This window comes from Synechococcus sp. MIT S9508, from assembly GCF_047303045.1.
Taxonomy (GTDB): Bacteria; Cyanobacteriota; Cyanobacteriia; order PCC-6307; family Cyanobiaceae; genus Synechococcus_C.
This window is the reverse complement of the sequence record NZ_CP138941.1, coordinates 2,429,601-2,450,390: the sequence shown is the minus strand read 5'-3', so window position 1 is coordinate 2,450,390 and position 20,790 is coordinate 2,429,601. Positions and strand designations below refer to the sequence as shown.

13 protein-coding genes and 1 pseudogene are annotated in these 20,790 nt (G+C 52.6%); 2 read left to right on the top strand and 12 right to left on the bottom strand.

Translation table 11 applies throughout. From position 1 onward, the window contains the following. Positions 1 to 72 precede the first annotated feature (72 nt). Positions 73 to 408, bottom strand: coding sequence for a DMT family transporter (locus SIB42_RS13615; RefSeq protein WP_067094061.1), 336 nt, complete (start codon positions 406 to 408; stop codon positions 73 to 75). Positions 409 to 480: 72 nt separating this feature from the next. On the opposite strand from SIB42_RS13615, the gene lepA reads away from it, so the two are divergent. Continuing rightward, positions 481 to 2,295, top strand: coding sequence for a translation elongation factor 4 (gene lepA / locus SIB42_RS13610; protein WP_067094064.1), 1,815 nt, complete (start codon positions 481 to 483; stop codon positions 2,293 to 2,295). A gap of 64 nt (positions 2,296 to 2,359) precedes the next feature. On the opposite strand, the gene SIB42_RS13605 is transcribed toward lepA, so the two are convergent. The 9 genes from SIB42_RS13605 to SIB42_RS13565 form a co-directional block, all read right to left on the bottom strand. Further along, positions 2,360 to 3,736 (bottom strand): prepilin-type N-terminal cleavage/methylation domain-containing protein, encoded by a 1,377-nt coding sequence (locus SIB42_RS13605; RefSeq protein ID WP_067094067.1) that lies wholly within the window; start codon positions 3,734 to 3,736, stop codon positions 2,360 to 2,362. Then, entirely contained in the window at positions 3,736 to 4,284 is a 549-nt protein-coding gene (locus SIB42_RS13600) for a prepilin-type N-terminal cleavage/methylation domain-containing protein (protein ID WP_067094071.1), read from the bottom strand. Before SIB42_RS13600 ends, SIB42_RS13605 begins: the two co-directional genes overlap by 1 nt. Next, positions 4,262 to 4,852, bottom strand: coding sequence for a hypothetical protein (locus SIB42_RS13595; RefSeq protein ID WP_067094074.1), 591 nt, complete (start codon positions 4,850 to 4,852; stop codon positions 4,262 to 4,264). Before SIB42_RS13595 ends, SIB42_RS13600 begins: the two co-directional genes overlap by 23 nt. Before the next feature lie 5 nt (positions 4,853 to 4,857). Then, positions 4,858 to 11,202 carry a hypothetical protein gene (locus SIB42_RS13590; protein ID WP_413328154.1) on the bottom strand — a complete coding sequence of 2,115 codons (6,345 nt, stop codon included), beginning with the start codon at positions 11,200 to 11,202 and terminating at the stop codon, positions 4,858 to 4,860. Positions 11,203 to 11,983: 781 nt separating this feature from the next. Then, a complete protein-coding gene (locus SIB42_RS13585; RefSeq protein ID WP_156485157.1) occupies positions 11,984 to 13,405 on the bottom strand; it encodes a hypothetical protein in 1,422 nt (473 codons plus the stop codon). Positions 13,406 to 13,427: 22 nt separating this feature from the next. Next, a complete protein-coding gene (locus tag SIB42_RS13580; RefSeq protein WP_156485158.1) occupies positions 13,428 to 13,895 on the bottom strand; it encodes a type IV pilin protein in 468 nt (155 codons plus the stop codon). Between the two features lie 332 nt (positions 13,896 to 14,227). Next, positions 14,228 to 15,388, bottom strand: coding sequence for an HlyD family efflux transporter periplasmic adaptor subunit (locus SIB42_RS13575; protein WP_067094083.1), 1,161 nt, complete (start codon positions 15,386 to 15,388; stop codon positions 14,228 to 14,230). Beyond that, on the bottom strand, positions 15,385 to 18,339 hold the full coding sequence (locus SIB42_RS13570; protein ID WP_067094087.1) for an ABC transporter transmembrane domain-containing protein: 2,955 nt from the start codon (positions 18,337 to 18,339) through the stop codon (positions 15,385 to 15,387). The genes SIB42_RS13575 and SIB42_RS13570 overlap by 4 nt, the downstream gene beginning before the upstream one ends. Positions 18,340 to 18,348: 9 nt before the next feature. Continuing rightward, positions 18,349 to 19,065, bottom strand: a complete 717-nt coding sequence (locus SIB42_RS13565; RefSeq protein WP_197459869.1) for a peptidylprolyl isomerase — start codon at positions 19,063 to 19,065, stop codon at positions 18,349 to 18,351. 394 nt (positions 19,066 to 19,459) lie between these two features. On the opposite strand from SIB42_RS13565, the pseudogene SIB42_RS13560 reads away from it, so the two are divergent. Continuing rightward, positions 19,460 to 19,680, top strand: a pseudogene (locus tag SIB42_RS13560) (elongation factor 4); the annotation flags it as partial. A gap of 90 nt (positions 19,681 to 19,770) precedes the next feature. Here the strand turns inward: SIB42_RS13560 and SIB42_RS13555 are convergent. Further along, entirely contained in the window at positions 19,771 to 20,340 is a 570-nt protein-coding gene (locus SIB42_RS13555; protein ID WP_067094094.1) for a hypothetical protein, read from the bottom strand. Next, positions 20,340 to 20,756 (bottom strand): type IV pilin protein, encoded by a 417-nt coding sequence (locus SIB42_RS13550; protein ID WP_067094097.1) that lies wholly within the window; start codon positions 20,754 to 20,756, stop codon positions 20,340 to 20,342. Before SIB42_RS13550 ends, SIB42_RS13555 begins: the two co-directional genes overlap by 1 nt. Between the last annotated feature and the right edge of the window lie 34 nt (positions 20,757 to 20,790).

Here is a 20,790-nt window from a genome sequence, read left to right as displayed (position 1 = left end):
TGCGACCAGAGGTATCAGTTGATATGCACACGTTCCCTGATCCAGCAGCGCTTCTGTAGTCGAGTTTTGCGTTCAGCCTGGGTGCCCCTGAAGGTTCACGGTGATGACGCCGATAGTGATCAAGGCCATGCCAACGAGCTGCCCCTGGGTAGGCACCTGTCGATACACCAGCAGGCCGACGAGCACTATGGCCACGATGCCGATGCCACTCCAGAGGGCGTAGGTGAGGCCCATGGGGAGCACCTGCACCACCCGCGACATCAAGGTCATTGAGATGGCATAGGCCGAAAGCATGATCAACGTTGGGCCTGGTCTGCTGAATCCCTGCGAGAGCTTGAGGCAGGAGGTGCCGATTACCTCAGCGCCGATCGCCAGTAACAGGAGCAGCCAAGGGTTGGTTGAAGTCACAGAGAGCTGGTCGCTGCTCCCTAGGATCGCTTGACTGAGTCGATACGCCCGAGCCGGGATTCCGCCAACCGCATGACCGACGCCCCCGTCTCACGGATTCGCAATTTCTGCATCATTGCCCACATCGACCATGGCAAGTCGACGCTGGCCGACCGTTTGCTGCAGGACACGGGCACGGTGGCCAACCGGGACATGCAGGAGCAGTTCCTAGACAACATGGACTTGGAGCGTGAGCGCGGCATCACGATCAAGCTGCAGGCTGCGCGCATGAACTACACAGCCGCCGATGGTGAGACCTACACCCTCAACCTGATCGACACACCAGGTCATGTGGACTTCTCCTATGAGGTGAGCCGCAGCCTCCAGGCCTGTGAGGGCGCTCTGTTGGTGGTGGATGCCAGCCAGGGTGTGGAAGCTCAGACCCTGGCCAACGTGTATCTGGCCCTCGAGAACGATCTTGAGATCATTCCGGTGCTGAACAAGATCGATCTGCCGGGTGCGGATCCCGATCGCATCAAGGAAGAGATCGAAGCGATCATCGGGCTTGATTGCAGCAATGCGATTCCCTGCTCAGCCAAGACCGGGCTTGGAGTGCCTGAGATTCTTCAAGAGGTGGTGGACAAGGTGCCGCCGCCTGCGGATGCGGTGGATGAACCCACCAAGGCACTGATCTTTGACTCCTATTACGACCCTTACCGGGGGGTGATTGTGTATTTCCGGGTGATGAGCGGCCGGATCAGTTGCAAGGACAAGGTCTTGCTGATGGAAAGCAAGAAGATCTACGAGCTCGATGAAGTGGGCGTGATGGCGCCCGACCAGCGCAAGGTGGGTGAACTGCATGCCGGCGAAGTTGGTTATCTGGCTGCATCGATCAAGGCGGTAGCCGATGCCCGTGTGGGTGACACCATCACCTTGCTGAATGCACCGGCGGAGGAGCCACTGCCCGGTTACACCGAGGCCAAGCCGATGGTGTTTTGCGGTCTGTTCCCAACTGAAGCGGATCAGTATCCAGATTTGCGTGAAGCGCTCGACAAGTTGCAGCTCTCGGATGCGGCACTGAAGTTTGAGCCTGAAACCAGTAGTGCCATGGGTTTTGGTTTCCGCTGCGGCTTCCTCGGTTTGCTGCACATGGAAATCGTGCAGGAGCGCCTCGAGCGTGAATACGACCTTGATCTGATCGTCACCGCACCGTCGGTGATCTATCAGGTGAACATGATTGATGGCAGCGAGGAGATGGTGGACAACCCCGCCACGCTTCCGGATCCGCAGAAACGTGAATCCATCGAAGAGCCCTACGTGCGCATGGAGATCTATGCGCCCAACGACTACAACGGTGCGTTGATGGGGCTTTGTCAGGAACGCCGAGGTGAGTACGTCGATATGAAGTACATCACGACCGACCGGGTGACGTTGATCTATGAATTACCGCTGGCTGAAGTGGTGACCGACTTCTTCGATCAGATGAAGACGCGAACCCAGGGTTATGCGTCGATGGAATATCACCTGATCGGTTACCGCAAAAATGAATTGGTTCGCCTGGATGTGTTGATTAATGGTGAACGGGCTGATCCGCTCACCACAATCGTGCATCGCGACAAGGCCTACAACGTGGGTAAAGGCCTGGTGGAAAAACTCAAGGAGCTGATTCCCCGCCAGCAGTTCAAGATTCCGCTGCAAGCTTCAATTGGAAGCCGCATCATTGCCTCCACCAGCATCAGTGCCATGCGCAAAGACGTGCTGGCTAAGTGCTATGGCGGTGATATTTCGCGCAAGAAAAAGCTGCTGAAGAAACAGGCCAAAGGTAAAAAGCGAATGAAGGCCATGGGCAAGGTGGATGTGCCGCAGGAAGCCTTCATGGCGGTTCTCAAGCTCAACGGGAACGAATAGGACAAAGCTTTTCTCGAACATTCGCCGAAATCTCTTTGGCCGATTTGTAGCTCTTGATTATTGCTTATTTGAGTCGTTGCCTTCCATCTAGGAAAATCAGAATATCTCCCTTGGTGATGTTCGCCTCGAAGCTTGGATCCCCGTTGTAGCTGCTGCTGTCTGAGGCCACGCATTCCTTTTTGCTGCAGCTACCAAGGCTCACATTTTCCTTTAGGCGCTTGATGTAGATGATGTCGACACCATCAGATCCTTCAATCGTGTCATTGCCTTCAATGAGGTAGGTGTTCTTGCCGCTACCTCCTCTGAGAATGTCATCCCCAGCCCCACCAATTAAGACATCATCACCGGCACCACCTGCGAGGGTGTCATCGCCTTTTCCCCCTAAAAGGCGGTCATCTCCGCCTTCACCATTGATCTCAACACTATCAGCGCAATGTAAATTGATTTTCTCGTCGCATGGTTCATTCGTTTGGTCGTTGGCTGCGACGATGTCATTTTCAGTGGTACCAATAATCACGTCAAAGAAGTTTTCGCCGCAAATTATGACTTCTTTGTCATTTGGATTTTCTGGCTCGAAAGTGTATTTGCCGTTCTTTAGGTAATGGCTAATATTTCTATAGCGCTCTCTGGTTACATATAATAAATTCTTATTTTGCCAGTTGCCTTCTCCGGCGCAAACATTTCTTGTATCTGGAAAGTAATGCACCGGTGCCACGCGTGACTGGGTGCCGAGGCATTGCCCATAGGGGCTCTTGGAGCTGGTGCTCAGGCCATTTGCGAGTAAGTAAAACCGCAGCCCTCGCTGGTCAAGCTCATTGCTTTTGCATTCCGTGGCATTGACGCAAAAGCCGTCTTCGCAGTCGTCGTTACTGCCCAAGTTGTCGAGGATCACCTCGTGGCAATTGCTGTCTTGGCCATCGGCACACAACTCAGCCTCGTAAAACCCCCCATAGCTATTGTCGTGATTGATGCGTGGACCGCACCGCACGAGCGCATTGCCGCTGACCACACTGCCATCGTCCATGTCTTCCTTCACTCCATAGATCGCCGCTGGCAACACCTGGAAGTTCTCCCTAAGTGAGGCGTCGTCTTTCACCCGCACCGGTCGCTCCAACGGGAACACAACCGCATGGGTGAATTTAAATTTTTTGTCGTTTTTGAGTCCGCATTCCTCGGGAATCTCAATGGCATCAAGGTCGGTGATCACTCGCGTTGCAGAGGTCACTTCTGCTTCGATAAACCGGCGAGCGAGATTCCATTCAGCCCGCTTGCGGCGAAGCTCTTCTGCATTGGTTCTCCATTCCATTGATTGGATCACCAAATTGGATGCCGCAATCACTACGACGCTGCTTATGCCCATGGCGATCAGCAGCTCCACAAGGGTCAAACCTGTGTTCCGCTGATCCGGGTGCTTGTGGAGTTGTTGAAGCAGTTTTTTCACTAGTACTTCAACTCCTTCTCATAGCTGCACGCGGCATCCCGCTTGATGCCGCTGCGCACCAAGCCAACAGGAAAAACCACCTTGATGCAGCGGGTGGTTGGGCTTCCCTCCATAGTGAGTTCCATTTCCTGGTGGCGACTCACACTGCCTCGGGGTGAAAAGCTGAACTCACTGTCTGAGCTATCCGATAACGTCAACGAGATATCAGTCGCTGTGTTCTCTTGATCATTAATGTTGAACATCGTTAGCTCTCTGCAGCCAGGGCTACCCGATGTGATGGCCAGCGATGCATCGCTGGCATCATCAGCGCTAATGCTGAGCTGGCATGTTTCCATATCTTTAACGGCTTGATTCCTTGCTCGCTCAAGCCAATTCACGATGCCAAGGCTTGCGGCAGTGAGTTGCTCGCGTCGCATGCTTGGGCGCAAGTTGGGTAGAGCTGCAGCGATGAGGATCGCCAAGATCACCAGCACAACCATCAATTCCCAGATTGTGAAGCCGCTACTGGCTTGCTTGCCTTGGCGGCTAGTGACACCAGTGAACAGCATTCGGGACAAGCGTCGTTTTGAGCGTAGCGATGATCTTATTGTCTTTTTCTGCGTCGTATTCAATCATTGCCTGGTTGTTGTTGGAGTCGTCTAAGGAGATGCTTCTGGTGATTGTGATGTTCCTATCAGCTAATAAGCTACTGGGAATGGCTTGCTCGCCAGTGGTGACACCATTTTCATCCTCCGATAAGAGTTCTTTTGCAAGATCCCTCGCATTGCAGTGCTCCATAAAGTCTTGTTTATCGTCTGAATCTTCCCTGTTGTAATACATCAGGCTCTTATCATTTTCTGCTGTTGCGGCTGTGCATGGTCCTTGCCTGCAGCGAAAGGTGTAGAAGCGGTGCTTAACGGTCGATTCCAAGTCGTCGGTGATCGCACTTTCAGCTGCTTTTCGCAAGCTGGCTTGATGTGTGATCTGGTTTGAGCGAATGATGCCGCTGGTAAAGCCACTGATGGTGATAGCCAAAATGGATGATGCAATCAGCACTTCATGCAAGCTCTGGCCCTTCTCTTGCAGAGCCTGCCGGCTTTTAAATCTTTTTTGTTGAGCCCTTGATTTCAGTTTCATATGACTTACGCGAAGGTCTCGTCTTCTTGTCTTGTGAGCTGAACGCCGTTGGCAACACCTAGATAATCCGTGCCGCTGTAGAACAGGCTGTTTTTATCTTTATATTCCATCGTGATATCACCCATATCGGAAAATTCAAGGATGTCTTCTCCAATAACGAAGTCGTAAATCGTCGCGTAGCCTTCACCCAAATTCAGGATGAAGGTGTCTTCTCCATCACCTCCATAGAGTTTGTCTAGGCCTATCCCGGCATCAAGAATGTCGTCACCTTCTCCGCCTTTCAGCGTGTCATTGCCGCTGTAGCCATTGAGGATGTCGTTGTCGGCGCCGCCTAGCAGGGTGTCATTGCCTTCATCGCCGTTGAGTTCATCTTCGCCAGCGCCGCCTTGGACAGTCGCGTCGCCTGTTCCGTAGAGATCAACAACGTCATCGCCATCTCCAGCATCAATCGTGCTGTTTTCAATCTCGCCATCAATGGTGATGTAGTCATCACCATCACCAGCCTCGATCAAGCTGTCCACCATGGCTTTGGCTGAGCTTTCTCCCCATACCTCCACATAGATGGAGTCATCGCCCCCACCACTGGAGATGGTGCTTCCGCTGAGGCCAATGGCTTCGCCATCCTCCTCGTTGGTGGCTTCCACGATCACGTCAATGATGTCATCGGAATCGCCCACATTCAGGGTTGAATTCTCCATGCCAATGGCGAGAGTCTCACCGGTCACTTCCATGAGCAGGGCGTCGTCATCAGCGCCTGCATCGATTGTCGTATTGACGAGCCCTTTCGCGACGCCTTCATCGCTTGCTTCGTCGCTGCTTTCAGCGGTGCTTTCAACCTCTATCAGGTCTTCACCATCACCGGTGGAGACTTCAGAGTCTTCGATGGCCGTGGCATCTTCTTCTGCTGCAGCGCTGACTTCTACTGAGTCATCGCCATCACCTGTTGAGACTTCAGAGTCTTCAATGGCCGTGGCATCTTCTTCTGCTGCAGCGCTGACTTCTACTGAGTCATCGCCATCACCAGTTAAGACTTCAGAGTCTTCGATGGCCGTGGCCTTCGATGATGCTCTTGCTGTGATGGAGATGTTGTCATCACCTTTGCCAGTATCAATAGTTGAATTAACGGCGCCTTTGGCAATTCCTGTGTTGATAAGCCATGAGTCTTCGTTGTAACTCCAAGTGCCTGAGCTGGCATAGCCGTACCCATAATTCCACTGAGAGCCATAGCTTCCGCTGTAACTCCGCCCATACGACCACCATGGGTAGCTGTAGCGATAGGAATTGGAATACTCGCCAGATTGGCTGCCAGATGACTGGTAGTCATAGCTGTAGTCGTAACTGCCTAGGCCTTGCCGTAAGTAGCTGGTGAAGCCAAATGCGCTGCTGCTGATAGTAAAGACATCATCCCCTTTTCCGAGATCAATAGAGCTATTTTTGATCCCGACCGCCTCGGTGTATCCCTTGGCATCAATCGTTAGAAGATCGTCTCCACTACCAGTGTCAATGGTTGATCGATTAGCGCCAATGGCTGAGCCGAGTTTTTGGATCAAAGAATTTTCATAATCCTCTATAAACAGGCTTTGATTATTGCCTTGACTGTTGTGGTTGCCTTTGTTGTTGTATGAATGACTGCTTTCACTCGTTGGGTTCCACCAGCCCCAGCCATAGCGTGATTGATTGAGGCCTTCGCCTTGGTATGAATATTCACTCTTATGGCTATAAACAGAGCTGTGTTCACTGAGATATTCATTTTTGTTGATCAGGCTGTTTTCACCAAGTGCTGTGGCACTGAGCGAGATGACATCATCGCCTTTGCCGGTTTCTAGGCTGCTATCACTGAGCGCCTCAGCGCTCTCGCCGCCATTGGCACTAATGGATGCTTCGTTGTCGCCATTGCCCAAGTTGATGCTGCTCTTTTGGGCTCCATAGGCTGTGCCAAATCGTTTGATCCTTGAGTATTCATAGTTTTGGTTGTATCTGCTGAGGGAGATTGAAAAGCCATCGCTTTCGCTTTCGTGATTGCTTGAGTATTCCTCAATTCTGTTGTACCAGTAGTATGCACTTGTGTAGCTGCGGCTGTACTCTTCAGACCTTTTGTTGGAATTCCAAGAATCGTGATTCCATGTTGAGTTACTCTTCTTCCGATTGATATAACTATCTTCTCCTTCGGCAAGGCCAATGATTGCTAACGAATCGTCTCCGCTGCCAGCAGTAATTGAGGAGCCGGCAAGAGCAATGGCAAGCTCTCCGCCGATTGATTGGAGATTGATGCTGTTGTTTCCATCGCCGGCGTCAATGGAGCTGTCTTCAGCACCAATCGATACCCCAAAGCGATAAGTTCGCGAGTACTCATTGTCCCAGTTGGATTGCCCTTGGTTCGTGTATTCCCCCTGGGACTTGTAGTCGTAGTTTCCTTCGCTACTCGATTGGTTGTGTCCATACCATCTAGCTGATGAATACGAGTATTCATGGCTATTGCTATTACTGTAGTTGTAGATATTGGAGTAACTGTTGCTGTTGCTCCCTTTGCTTGTATTGCTGTATTCAACCAATCCCTCAGCACTAGTGTCGATAGAAATGGTGTCTGATCCAGATCCTGTCAGTAAGTCACTGCTGATTAGGCCTAGTGCGCGTTCTCCTCCTTTGACTGAGATCTCTGCGTTGTTGTCGCCGTTGCCTAAGTCGATCGTGCTGTTTTCACTGCCTAGGGAACTGCCAAAGCGCTGTGTATTTGAGTGTTCGCTTGCGCTTTTGTTGCTGTACTCATGGCTGTGATTCCATGAATTATCCCACTTGCTCGCATGCTCCGATTGACTTTGAGAGTTTCCCCACCACCAAGCGCGAGAGTTGTTCTGATACGAACGCCACGAGCTTGATTCGCCGCTATTGCTTCCAATGTCGTAGCCAGACGATGCGTATTCGTAATCACTTGTGTAGCTATAGCTCCGCTCGCCATTGGCGTTAACGCTCAGGCTGAAGCTGTCATCGCCATTGCCGCTATTGAGGCTTGTAGCTCTGAAGCCAACCGCTTGGTTGCCCGCTAAAACATTGACAGTTGCTGTGTTGTCACCACTTCCAAGGTCAATGCTGGAGTTGATGGCTCCATAGGATTCACCACCTGAGATATCAACGTTGCGGCTGCTATGGCTGCTCTTGTAGTGCCCTTGGTTGGCGTACTCATAATCGTAATCATATTTCGATTGGTATCCATAACTGAGGCTAGAACTCCCCCACCAGCCTCCTCCAAAGGCCAAGTTGGCTGAGTGGCTGTATTCACTACTCCACTGAGTTGCGCCGCTATAGCTGTAGTCATATCCCCAGGATGATTGGCTACTCCATTCATTTTGTCTGCCGTGTGCTGTGGCATTAATGCTCAGGCTGTCATCACCACTCCCAGTACTGATCTCTGTTGAGCCAATACCAGTTGCCGTCGCAGCGTTACCCCATCCCCAGTTGTTGTTGTTGGCAGAAGCGTTGATGGAAATGGCATCGTCGCCAGATCCAGCATCAATGGTGGTATCGAGCGCACCAAATGCGCGGATATCGCCTTGGCCAGAGGCATTGGCGTTGATGAACAGTCGGTCGTTACCGCTGCCTAAGTCGATAGAGCTGTTTTCAGATCCGTAGGCAGGGTCGTAGCGACGTTGTGTTTGGAAGGTTGTGGCATTGAGGCTGACGACGTCATCGCCAGAGCCAACATCAATGGAGCTATCGCGAATGGCCCAGGCATTGGTGGCAGCGCCTGAAGCAAAGGCATTGACGTAGACCGAGTCGTTGTCAGCGCCAGTGTTGATGGATGAGTTGTTGTCGATGCCAACGGAATCGGCATTGCCGCCTCCGCCCCACCACCAGCCACCACCATTGCTGGTTGCAGTGGTGTTGATGGAGATGGAATCTTGTCCATCGCCTGTTGAGATCTCTGAATTGTCCAGACCTTTGGCAGTGGCTGGATTGCCGCCGCGGTTCCACCACCGCCAGCCACCGCCGTTAGCGCGAGCGTTGGTATTGATGTTGATGACATCGTTGCCTGATCCAGCGTCAATGCTGGAATCTTCTACAGCTGTGGCATTTGAGATGCCGCCATTGGTGGAGGCACTAACGGAGAGGAAGTCGTTGCCAGAGCCGAGATCAACATCTGAGTTGGCAAGGCCTTTGGCTGTGGCGGGGTCATTGCCGCCGCCCCACCACCACCAGCCGTTGTTGCTGTTGGCAGAAGCGTTGATGGAAATGGCATCGTCGCCAGATCCAGCATCAATGGTGGAATCGAGCGCACCGAATGCGCGCATCTCGCCTTGGCCAGAGGCATTGGCGTTGATGAACAGTCGGTCGTTACCGCTGCCTAAGTCGATAGAGCTGTTTTCAGATCCGTAGGCAGGGTCGTAGCGACGTTGTGTTTGGAAGGTTGTGGCATTGAGGCTGACGACGTCATCGCCAGAGCCAACATCAATGGAGCTATCGCGAATGGCCCAGGCATTGGTGGCAGCGCCTGAAGCAAAGGCATTGACGTAGACCGAGTCGTTGTCAGCGCCAGTGTTGATGGATGAGTTGTTGTCGATGCCAACGGAATCGGCATTGCCGCCTCCGCCCCACCACCAGCCACCACCATTGCTGGTTGCAGTGGTGTTGATGGAGATGGAATCTTGTCCATCGCCTGTTGAGATCTCTGAATTGTCCAGACCTTTGGCAGTGGCTGGATTGCCGCCGCGGTTCCACCACCGCCAGCCACCGCCGTTAGCGCGAGCGTTGGTATTGATGTTGATGACATCGTTGCCTGATCCAGCGTCAATGCTGGAATCTTCTACAGCTGTGGCATTTGAGATGCCGCCATTGGTGGAGGCACTAACGGAGAGGAAGTCGTTGCCAGAGCCGAGATCAACATCTGAGTTGGCAAGGCCTTTGGCTGTGGCGGGGTCATTGCCGCCGCCCCACCACCACCAGCCGTTGTTGCTGTTGGCAGAAGCGTTGATGGAAATGGCATCGTCGCCAGATCCAGCATCAATGGTGGAATCGAGCGCACCGAATGCGCGCATCTCGCCTTGGCCAGAGGCATTGGCGTTGATGAACAGTCGGTCGTTACCGCTGCCTAAGTCGATAGAGCTGTTTTCAGATCCGTAGGCAGGGTCGTAGCGACGTTGTGTTTGGAAGGTTGTGGCATTGAGGCTGACGACGTCATCGCCAGAGCCAACATCAATGGAGCTATCGCGAATGGCCCAGGCATTGGTGGCAGCGCCTGAAGCAAAGGCATTGACGTAGACCGAGTCGTTGTCAGCGCCAGTGTTGATGGATGAGTTGTTGTCGATGCCAACGGAATCGGCATTGCCGCCTCCGCCCCACCACCAGCCACCACCATTGCTGGTTGCAGTGGTGTTGATGGAGATGGAATCTTGTCCATCGCCTGTTGAGATCTCTGAATTGTCCAGACCTTTGGCAGTGGCTGGATTGCCGCCGCGGTTCCACCACCGCCAGCCACCGCCGTTAGCGCGAGCGTTGGTATTGATGTTGATGACATCGTTGCCTGATCCAGCGTCAATGCTGGAATCTTCTACAGCTGTGGCATTTGAGATGCCGCCATTGGTGGAGGCACTAACGGAGAGGAAGTCGTTGCCAGAGCCGAGATCAACATCTGAGTTGGCAAGGCCTTTGGCTGTGGCGGGGTCATTGCCGCCGCCCCACCACCACCAGCCGTTGTTGCTGTTGGCAGAAGCGTTGATGGAAATGGCATCGTCGCCAGATCCAGCATCAATGGTGGAATCGAGCGCACCGAATGCGCGCATCTCGCCTTGGCCAGAGGCATTGGCGTTGATGAACAGTCGGTCGTTACCGCTGCCTAAGTCGATAGAGCTGTTTTCTGAACCCCATGCAGGGTCGTAGCGACGTTGTGTTTGGAAGGTTGTGGCATTGAGGCTGACGACGTCATCGCCAGAGCCAACATCAATGGAGCTATCGCGAATGGCCCAGGCATTGGTGGCAGCGCCTGAAGCAAAGGCATTGACGTAGACCGAGTCGTTACCAGCGCCAGTGTTGATGGATGAGTTGTTGTCGATGCCAACGGAATCGGCATTGCCACCCCTACGCCACCACCAGCCACCACCATTGCTGTTGGCATTGGCATTGATATTGATGACGTCGTTGCCAGAACCCGTTTCGATGCTGGTGTTGCTGATGCCGGTGGTGTTGCTGCTGCCGCTGTTCCACCACCAGCCACCATTGCTGTTGGAGGAAGCGTTGATATCGATGCGTGTGCCTAAATCACTCGTTGCAATGAAGGATGTATTGCGAAGCGCTGTGGTTGATCCCTGGCTCCCAGAGGAGTGGCTTTGGATATTGACGTACTGACCGGTAAAGGTCACCGATGCGTTGTTGATTGCAGTTGCAGAGCTCGAACCGCTCCAGCTCCATGCATTTGAGAAAACGTTGAGCCTGTCGCTATTAACGGATAGGCGTTGATTATTGACAGCGTTGGCATTTGAAGATCCACCTCTCCACCAGGAAGACCAGCCACCAGAAGAGCTTGAGCTGAAAGTAGTTGTCGACATTGGTGAATTCAGGGAATGTGGACTACTGGCTTTCTTGAAAAACCAGGGATTTCGGCGCTGTCGGTGATTTGGGAAGGAGCTTCAACCACCACTCCCTCCAGCCGCCTCCCCCAAATGGGGGATATCTGTGAAATTGATGAGGAATGGATGAGAGATTTGTTTGGTGGATCTTCCCCTCTGGCCTCGCCCATAATTGATGGAGGGAACTAATGGCTGGGCACAAGAAGCAGACCCATCTCGATTGACAAAATGAGCTTTTAGGTATTGATAGGTAGGTTGAATGCCTGCCTTTGGATGTTTTTTGGTGTTTGGCCGAGTTGAACGCTTGGGGCGATCAAGGTTCGACTAGGGCTGCATGAGTCCTGAGTGAGACTGGGCTGAGACTTTATCTCATGGGCATGGGAATTTCCAGGAGGTTGGCGAGTGATTAGAAGATTTAATCAATGCAAAATATGCATAAATGCTTACTGGCCTGTGACGGCCTGGGTTTTCAATTTTTCCCGTTCAAATATAAACTTTAATTTTTCTGGAACTAAAAAAATATTCGGCGTAACCGGTTGCTTTTCCTCTGGGTAAATTGTTTGTTTTTAGCTGCTTAGTCAGGGGTTCTGCCGTAGCTTCGCCAGCTGGTCACCCCCTGGGCGACATAGTCGCGTTGGCCGATTCCAAATTCTTTGCCCAGTCGTTGGTAGATCAATTGGGGCATGTCTTCTGGAAGCCTCAGCTCAAAATCACCGAGTTGTGCGTTTGCTGATCGCCAAAAGCTGTCTGCCCAGATAGCGCCTTCCACCAAGCGTTTTTCTTTTCCAGTCTGAAATTTTACTTCTCCCTTGGGAAGCCACACAAACGTTTTGAGCGCTTCTCCGTTAGGGGCTTCTCCCCGTATATCTATCTTTTGATTGGTCTTGGCTTTTGGTGTTCCCAAGATCATGAAATCGGCAGCGTGGTTGACATCAGTGGTGTCAATCCAGGTTCTTGATCCAATGTTGAGGCTTCCGTCAAGGTAAAGGCGGACAGGTCCGGAATTTGAGATTTTGATCGAGCTGTTGGGGTTTTTGCACTTGGAGTAGCCATTCAGGCTGGCAGATCCGGTGCCGCTGATATAAACGTGCCATGTGCCATTACTGTCCTGCCATTTTGCATCATCGCTGAGATCTTCCGGGATCCTGAAGTTCTGGCATTTTCTGAATTTTGATCTGACTGCGCTTTTGAGTTTGCTGGTACTGATGCCTTTGACCTGCTCTGGTGGCTCTTGTGTGTTTGGGAGCTCAATATCGCCAATGGTTGGCTCTGGTGGGTAATCGCTATCCCATTTTCCTGAGACACAGTCAGCTTCTGTGCAAATAATCTCTGCTGCTTCTTGTGGCTCAGACCCCTTCATGACGGCTTTGCCGCCGCGATAATTTTGTATTCTGCTCAGGACAAAGATTCCAGGCCAAATTGAATCTTGACTGTTGGTATCGCCAGGAAGCGCATTGCATGCTTTGGCGATGATGCTCATGTCTTGATAGATCTTGGCGGAAGCCAGCAGTTTGTTGTTGCTTGATCTGATCTCGCCTTCCATTTCGAAGCTGCCAACTCCGCCATAGAAGTTGTTTCCTTCAAATGAGTACTTGGATAGTTTGTATCTCCCTTCTGTGCCGTTGTTATAGGTGTTACTCGTTCCTTGAATGGTTGGATTCTCGCTGGCATTAATGCGGCAGCCGCCAGTGGCAGCTCTACTGATTGACCAGCTGCCATCGCCGTTGTAAGGCTCAATCAGCCATTCAGGGTGATCTTCGTTGAGGCTTTCAATCAGAATATTGAGGCCTGCTTCAGCTGATTCTTTGGCGCGGCTGGCCAGGCTTTGCCTGGTCCCATTGACATAACTGTTGTAAGAACGTATCGCTACTGCGATGGTTGTTGTAGCAGCAATGGCTGAAGCCATCAAAACAATCACCAAGGCTAAGCCTTGCTCATGGCGCAATGATGTTCTATGAGTAGTTAAGCTTCTACTTTTGTAGAAAAGGCATTTCATGCCTGCTCAGGCCTTCATCTAATCAGCTGCAGCTCACTGCTGTGGTGGAGTCCAGTTGGGATTGGATATCGATAATTCCTGTATTGAAGTTTACGCAGGCATCGAGCTCTTTGTCTTCTAAGCCCGAGTCGTTGCTGTTGCCAACAGCTTTGATGGTCCATACAGGTGTGGACCAACTCACTTGCTCGTAATTAAAATTGGTAGTGCCATTTGTGGGTGTGCCGTAATTAGAGTTCATATTGGCAATCGTGCTTTCGGGTGCCGCACCATCCTCTAGGAATTTGGCATGCGCTTGTTTCAGGGTTGAAGCGATGTTGGTTTTTGCTTCCGTTGCCTTGGCCTTGTCGGTTTGAGATAAGAAGTTGGGCAGTGCAACGGCTGAAAGAATGCCCACGATGGCGACCACCACGAGCAGCTCCACCAACGTGAAGGCGTTGTAAGTTCTGGCCTGCGTTCTCTTAAGTCGCTGGAGCAAGCGCATGGCCAGCATCGGGCTGGTTGAGCTCGTCATGGTGTGCATTCAACAAACTTATCTCTAAGAGTAAGACACATGAGTCCAGGATTGGATTCATGTCCTTAGGGCTCGCTTTGCGGTCTGATGCGATGTCTGCGCCATTTGCCCTCAGTTCAGCAGGCTGAACTGGGTGTTTCAGGCTGTAAACAACTGGTATATCAAGCGTCTTCGGTCTCTTTCAAGCCAACTGGCTCCAGGGTTGAATGGTGGGCTGTGTGCTGCGGCCCGGGCCATTCGATGCCCAAAAAGGAGCTGGCGCTGATCCAAAACAGGATCTTCAGGGCTTCAGGGAGAAGTCGCTTGATGGTTCAGGGTTGATCATTTTTAATGCCGCGCAGGGCGTCAAAGGCTTTCTCCACCGAGTCGGTCAGCAGGCTGATCACAGGTTTATCTCGCACAATGAAGTTCACCGATACGCTTTGACCAGCGGCAACGGGAAAGCGTTTTCCGCGTTTTTCGAGGTATTGACGTTTCAGCACCACTTGAGCTGGGAAGCGGGGTTCGGAGTTTTGTTGATCGGGCTCGAGTGATTGTTTGCCCACACGTTTGAGCTCGCCTGGAATATCGCCGTATTGAGTGAAGGGGTAAGCATCGATCCGCACTTGGGCAGGCATCTTGGGTTTTAAAAAACCCACATCGGCGTTGGTGACAAACACACTGGCTTCCAGCATTCCTTCGGGAACGATCTTGAGCAGTGTTTCTCCTCTGCTGGCGGCATAGCCCGGACTGGCGACAATCAGATCAAAGACATAGCCCTTCACCGGAGCACGTAGGGACTCGTACTCCTGGGATTTATTGGTTTCCACCAGCTGACGATCGAGATCAGCCAGTTCGCGTTGGATCTGCTGCTTGCTTTTAATCGATTCGGCCTGCACTTCACGCAGGGTGGCTTCGGTTTGTGCAACCTCTGACTGCAGCTCCTGGAGTCGATTCTTTTGCTGCAGATACTGCACCTCTGCAATCGCCCCTTGGCTCACCATGCCAGCCATGCGATCGACGATGGATTGTTCGACCTTCAAGGTCATCTGCAAGCTTTTGAGTTTGGCCTGCACACTGTCTTCCCGCGCTTCAAAGGCTTGGATTTCTTCTGTGAGGCGCCTGCTTTCCAGTGCTTTTTGGAGCTCTAAGGACCGCAACCGCTCGGTATTCACCTCAGGGTCGAACTGAATCAATACCTGGCCTGCGGTGACGAGTTCGCCCTCGCTGACCGGGATGCCACTGACAACTCCAGAGACCGGAGCTTTGATGGGACGCTCTGCGCCGATGCCCTTGAGTTCGCCGCGGGCAATGACTACTTCATCAATTCGGGCGACGACGGCGTAAACAATGCCAAAACCGATGCAGCCGACGATGGCCCATTGCAGGGCCCTGGTCCAAGTTGGAGCAGCGCGATAGCGCACTTCTTGGTGGGCCAAAGGTACCAACGCACCTTTGTCGGCATTGTTCTGCTCATTGTTGGAGCCGTTCATGACTGCCCCGCCTCCTGTTGCCGGTACAAGGTGGCGTAGCGGCCACCCAGTTTCATTAATTCACTGTGAGTGCCTTGCTCCACCAAGCTGCCTTCGTGCATCATCAAGATTCGATCGGCATGGCGCAGGCTGCCGAGGCGGTGGGTGATAAAAAGCACCGTGCTGCCGCGATACACCTCAGCCAGATTGCGGGTCACTTGTTGTTCGGTGTTGACATCAAGGGCACTGGTGGCTTCATCGAGCACCAGCAGCCTGGGCCGCTTCAGCACCATTCTCGCGATGGCCATGCGTTGCCGTTGGCCACCGGAAAGGGCTGAACCACGCTCGCCCACTGAGCTGGAATAACCACCGGGTAAGGCCTGGATGAAATCATGGGCGCAGGCCACTTGTGCGGCACCGGTGATCTCTTCGAAGCTGGCATCGGGTCTGGTTAGAGCAATGTTGGCTTGCGCCGTGCCTTCAAAGAGAAGGCTGTCCTGTGGAACCACTCCCACTTGGCTGCGCAGGGAATAGAGATCCACCTTGGCGATGTCGTAGCCATCGATGTGGATTGTCCCTTCCAGCGGATCGAAGAGGCGAGTCAGCATTTTCAGCATCGTGCTTTTTCCTGAACCGCTGCTGCCCACAATTCCAACGAAACTGCCAGCAGGAATCTCAAAGTTCACATTGAGCAGCTGCAAGGGCCCGCTGCTGCCAAAGCGGAAATTCACGCCCTCATAAGAGATAGCGCCTTGCAAAGGAGGAATTGGCGGCAGGTTTTCCCCCGCGATTTCGATTTCTTCGCGGTGATCGACGATGTCGGAGAGGCGTTCAAGTGATAGTGCTGTTTCCTGGAAGTTTTGCCAGAGGCTCGCCAGGCGCAGTAGGGGGCTGGTGACATAGCCCGAGAGGATGCGGAAGGCGATCAATTGGCCCAGGGTCATTTCCCCCTCGAGCACCAACATGGCTCCAAACCAAATCACGATGAGACCGGAGACTTGTCCTAGGAATTGGTTGGCTGACCCTGCCGCTGTGCTGGTGATGGTGTTGCGGAATCCCGCTTCAATTTTGCCGCCATAGAGTTGCTCCCAGCGCCATTCACTAGGAAGTTCCATGCCTTGGCCTTTGACCGTCTCCATGCCAGAGAGGGTTTCCACCAGATGGCTCTGCACCTTGGCATTCGCTTCGGCTTGCTGGCGCAACTGCCGGCGAATGATGGGTGCCACCCCGATGGTGAGACCCACAAACAATGGCAAGACGCCAAGAGCGGCGAAGGTGAGTGGCACCGAATAGAGCAGCATCACAGCGATATAGACCACCGAAAACACCGCATCGAGCAGAACGGTGAGGGCGGTGCCTGTGAGGAAGCTTCGGATCTTCTCCAGTTCGCCAATACGGCTGCTGACTTCCCCCACCGGCCGTTTGGCGAAATAGCTGAGCGGCAAGCGCAGCAAGTGGTGAATGATTGAGGCTCCAAGGGAGATGTCAATCCGGTTGGTGGTGTCTGAAAACAGGTAGGTACGCAATGACCCCAGAAGCGCCTGGGCTAAGGCCATGGCGACCAGCAATGTACCGAGCACGTTGAGGCTGGAAAAATTGCCCTGGCTGATCACCGCATCGATGATCTGTTGAATTAGCAGTGGGTTGAATAAGCCCAGCAGTTGCACAAAAAAGCTAGTGATCACTACCTGCAGCAAGGCATTGCGGTGCTTTTGGATCGCTGGTAAGAACCAGCCCAGGCCAAAACGTGCTTTCGGGGTGCTGGCACTGCGCTCAAGGCACAACACCTGCAGCTGCTCGCCAGCGTTTTGCTCAAGTAGCTCAACGGCCTCCATCCAGCGCTGACCAGACACTGGGTCGCCAACCAGCAGCTGCTGTTGGCGGGCTTGCCACAGCACCAAGGGATGACCATTGATCAGGGTGAATGCAGGGAAGGGCAAGCGTGTGAGTAAATCAGCGCTGTTGGGTTGTAGGCCTGAGGTGCGCAGACCGAGGAGATCGCAAATGGCGGCAACAGCTTGCAGGGGCAACGCATCCTGGCCACCGCGTTTCAGTTGGTCATTGAGGATTCGGCTAAGTACATCGCGCCGGAACGGCAGATCGAAGTGGCGGGCCAACATCCGTAAGCAGGCCAAGGGTTCGTCGATCGGACCATTGCCGTTGTGTTGTGGGTAGCTGCCGTCGTTATGCAGCCGTCCATACCAATCCTCGAGAGCTTCCTGTTGGACTTGCGGGGTTGGTAAGGCTGGCGTGGTCGTGATGCTCTGGTCAGGAGCCTTGATCAACTTGTTGTCTTGAGGATCGAGGCGACGTTGTGGAGGCCAATGGCTCGGTAGAGCGAGTAAACGAGCCGGGAGACGTCCTAGTACCTCAAGGCGGCAAGGACTCTGGAGCACAGTGCCCACGGTTTCGCCCTCGATGTTGTCACTGCTGACTAACCAGGAGCCATCGCTCAAGCCGAGTTCATGGGAACCAGGAGTCAGTAGGCGGACAGGCTGTTCACTCAACTCACAAGCTTGTTGAGCCCACTGCAGCAGTTCTTGAGCTGTGGGGTAGCGGGGATCTTGCCGGCTGGCTGCGGCTGACCACAGCTCCCAAGGACTCAGAGAGCAGAACTGACTCAGCTGCTCTGGATGGCGATCGAGGAGTTGAAAAAAACGTTCAGCCGGCAGCAGCGAACCTTCCACCTCCGTTGCAGCCGTCAGCTTCAATCCACTGACACCCCTTAACAACAGCTCACCACCGACCAGCTCGCCGTTGCTAAAGCGCTGCAGGGTGAATGCTTCTTTGCGTTGATCCAGGCCTAACAGGCGCATGTCGCCTCGCTCGATCAACAGCACACCAGGCGGCAGGTGGTCGCGTTCATGCAGAGCTTGGCCGGGGTTGAGTCGCAGCGGCTGCAGCATCTCTTGGCTGACGCCGGGGAACTTCTGCCACCCGCTGGACTTGGGCTGTGGCTGCTGACTAAGCATATGGAAAATCTAGGCCTGGCCTTTGGTTTCGGCAGCCGAGAGTTGCTCTTCTAAGTGCTGATCGCCCAGCTCCAATAGCAGACGTTGCTTGAGCGAATCGGTGAGCTCAGTGCAATGCAATTCCTTAAGCCGTACCACAATCCACCAGTCTCCGAGTTGTTTGGGCGGCCATAGTTGCCCTGGGGTGCTCACCTGCAACAATTTGGCGAGCATCGGGTGGGGCTGGCTTAATGGCACAGGCCCGAGCTGGCCTCCTTGCTGGCGCTCAGGACCCTCTGAATACTCTGAGGCAATCTCTTCAAAGCTGGCCTCGTCTTCTTTGATGCGAAGGTGCAATTCATTGGCCAAGTGTTGGTCTTTGACGCGCAAGAGCGAATAACTCACCTGATCCAGCTGACTTTTACGTTCGAGGTAATGGTTGTTCAGCTTGTCTTCGAGGTTTTGCTCGCACCACAGCAGCCAGCAGCCACGGCGGGCCACAAACTGCTGCCATTGCTCTGAGCTCAAGCCCTGTTGTTGTTGCCATCGCTGCAGTTTTTGCGGGGAGTCGATGCGTTGCTGCTGGCACCACTGATCGAGCATGGCCTTGAGCTGCTCCACTGGTGGTGGCGAAATGCTTTGGAGGTAATCATCGATGGTGGCCTCGAGACGGGCTTGGCGCAGCATCCCCCAGCTTGCAAGCTGTTGGCTGCTGAAACTGCTTTGAGGAACCTTGGTTTGGTCCAATGGTTTGAGCCAATGGGTAGTCATCCTCTATTTAGGGGTAGTTGATCGCCAATGGCATCCCCCAGGTGAGCGACAGCAGCCCCCATTGCTCTGGATGGGACTATGGACATGGAATGAAAGGAGTTTCGAAACTTGGCAAGTAGCTCTGTTGATGGAAGCGAACAGATGGTGGATAACCCCGGCATACTTGCGGATCCTTAGGAGCCTTGATCAATCGTAGAGCTCTACTTGAGTATGGAGATGTATATACCTAGTGACTACAATGGTGCGTTGACAGAGAATTGTTCAGAGCGCCGTGATCAGTACATCCCCGCCGAAGAGTCGTGCATTACGGCTAGGCCGAAAAACGAGCGTAAAAGTTTGTTTAAATACCAAGTGGCTGATTCCTCTCTAGAAATTCAGGATTCCACTCCAGGCTTCGATTGGCAGTCACATTTTTGCTTCTGCCAGCATTAGCGCTATGCGTAAAGACGTGCTGGTTAAGCTCTAGGCAGTGGCATCTCACGCAAGAATAAACTGCTGAAGAAGCCGGTCAAAGGTAAGAAATGTATTGAGGCGATGAGTAAAGCGGACTTGCCTCACGAAGCCTTCATGGAGGCGCTTAAGTTTAATTAATCAAAATGAAATCTACTCTTGTCAATAAGCTCTTGCTAATAAGTGCTTTCGTGTGGAATGTTTTTCAAGAAAAAGCCTCTATGTGAGGCTTTAGTAATTAGGATGTTTTCCCCATCCATAATCTGATAAGTCATACAGCCAATCTGCAGGATCAGAAGCCAAGTATGCTTGTTTTGTTCGAGCATCTGGTGGAATGCATGCCTTCATATTGCCTGCCTTCAGGTGTTTATTGTACCAAATAACTCCCCAAGGATCGTCAACCTGGCATGGAACGTGTGAGTGATCTTTAGGCGCTTCGAATGCGTATTCTCTGTTGGGATTCTCATAGTCATCACCATCATCAGGAGAAAGTCTGAAAGATCGTGTAACTGCTTGCTCGTACTTGCTGCCTTTACTCCCGCCCTTGCAGGTTATGTCGTATGCCCTTGTAGATGTTTCGGCTGGATCCTCGCAATTATTCGGGATCAAGTCTGGATTGGATATCCATCCAGGGTTCTCCTTTCCTTCCCACTCAGCGGAGAATGTAACAGCAGAAGACTCAGCTTTACTAAAGTTTTTCGCCCGCGCCTGTGCTTCTACTGGTGCCAGGGTCATTTGCATCACGGAGGGGGCCGCAGCCCCCATGATTGTAATGCCAACAATGGTTGATGTGATGTTCATTATGAAGGATCCTCTTCGACTTCTCCAGGTGTGCTATCTGTAAAAACAGACATATATTTTTCCCCTGTTGCAGATGTAGTTTTAAGAGTTGGGCCGACGCCGTTGGCGATTTCGCAATCGCCTGTTACGCCATCGAACTTTTCGCCCGAATCTTGTGTTTTAGCAAATGTGGCTTTGGCTTTCGTTGGATCTAATATTAGTTCTAATGAGCACTCTTTTGAGGCGTTGATGAGTAATGATTCGGCTGCAGTGTCTTTTGCTCTATTCTGAGCTTTAGATAGCTCGGGAAGAGCCACTGCTGATAAAGTCCCAACGATGGCTACACCAATCATTAGTTCAATCATAGTGAAACCGTTTGGTTTCTTGTTCTTTGACTTGATGCGTGTTCGGCTGAGTAGTTGGTTGAATGAAGTCATTGTTATCGAGTGTTGAAGGTTGAATTGGCACCCG

Coding starts and splice junctions, on each gene's coding strand:
- SIB42_RS13555 (WP_067094094.1), bottom strand. CDS start 20,340: ATGAACATCACATCAACCATTGTTGGCATTACAATCATGGGGGCTGCG.
- SIB42_RS13570 (WP_067094087.1), bottom strand. CDS start 18,339: ATGCTTAGTCAGCAGCCACAGCCCAAGTCCAGCGGGTGGCAGAAGTTC.
- SIB42_RS13575 (WP_067094083.1), bottom strand. CDS start 15,388: ATGAACGGCTCCAACAATGAGCAGAACAATGCCGACAAAGGTGCGTTG.
- SIB42_RS13585 (WP_156485157.1), bottom strand. CDS start 13,405: ATGAAATGCCTTTTCTACAAAAGTAGAAGCTTAACTACTCATAGAACA.
- SIB42_RS13580 (WP_156485158.1), bottom strand. CDS start 13,895: ATGCTGGCCATGCGCTTGCTCCAGCGACTTAAGAGAACGCAGGCCAGA.
- lepA (WP_067094064.1), top strand. CDS start 481: ATGACCGACGCCCCCGTCTCACGGATTCGCAATTTCTGCATCATTGCC.
- SIB42_RS13595 (WP_067094074.1), bottom strand. CDS start 4,852: ATGAAACTGAAATCAAGGGCTCAACAAAAAAGATTTAAAAGCCGGCAG.
- SIB42_RS13550 (WP_067094097.1), bottom strand. CDS start 20,756: ATGACTTCATTCAACCAACTACTCAGCCGAACACGCATCAAGTCAAAG.
- SIB42_RS13600 (WP_067094071.1), bottom strand. CDS start 4,284: ATGCTGTTCACTGGTGTCACTAGCCGCCAAGGCAAGCAAGCCAGTAGC.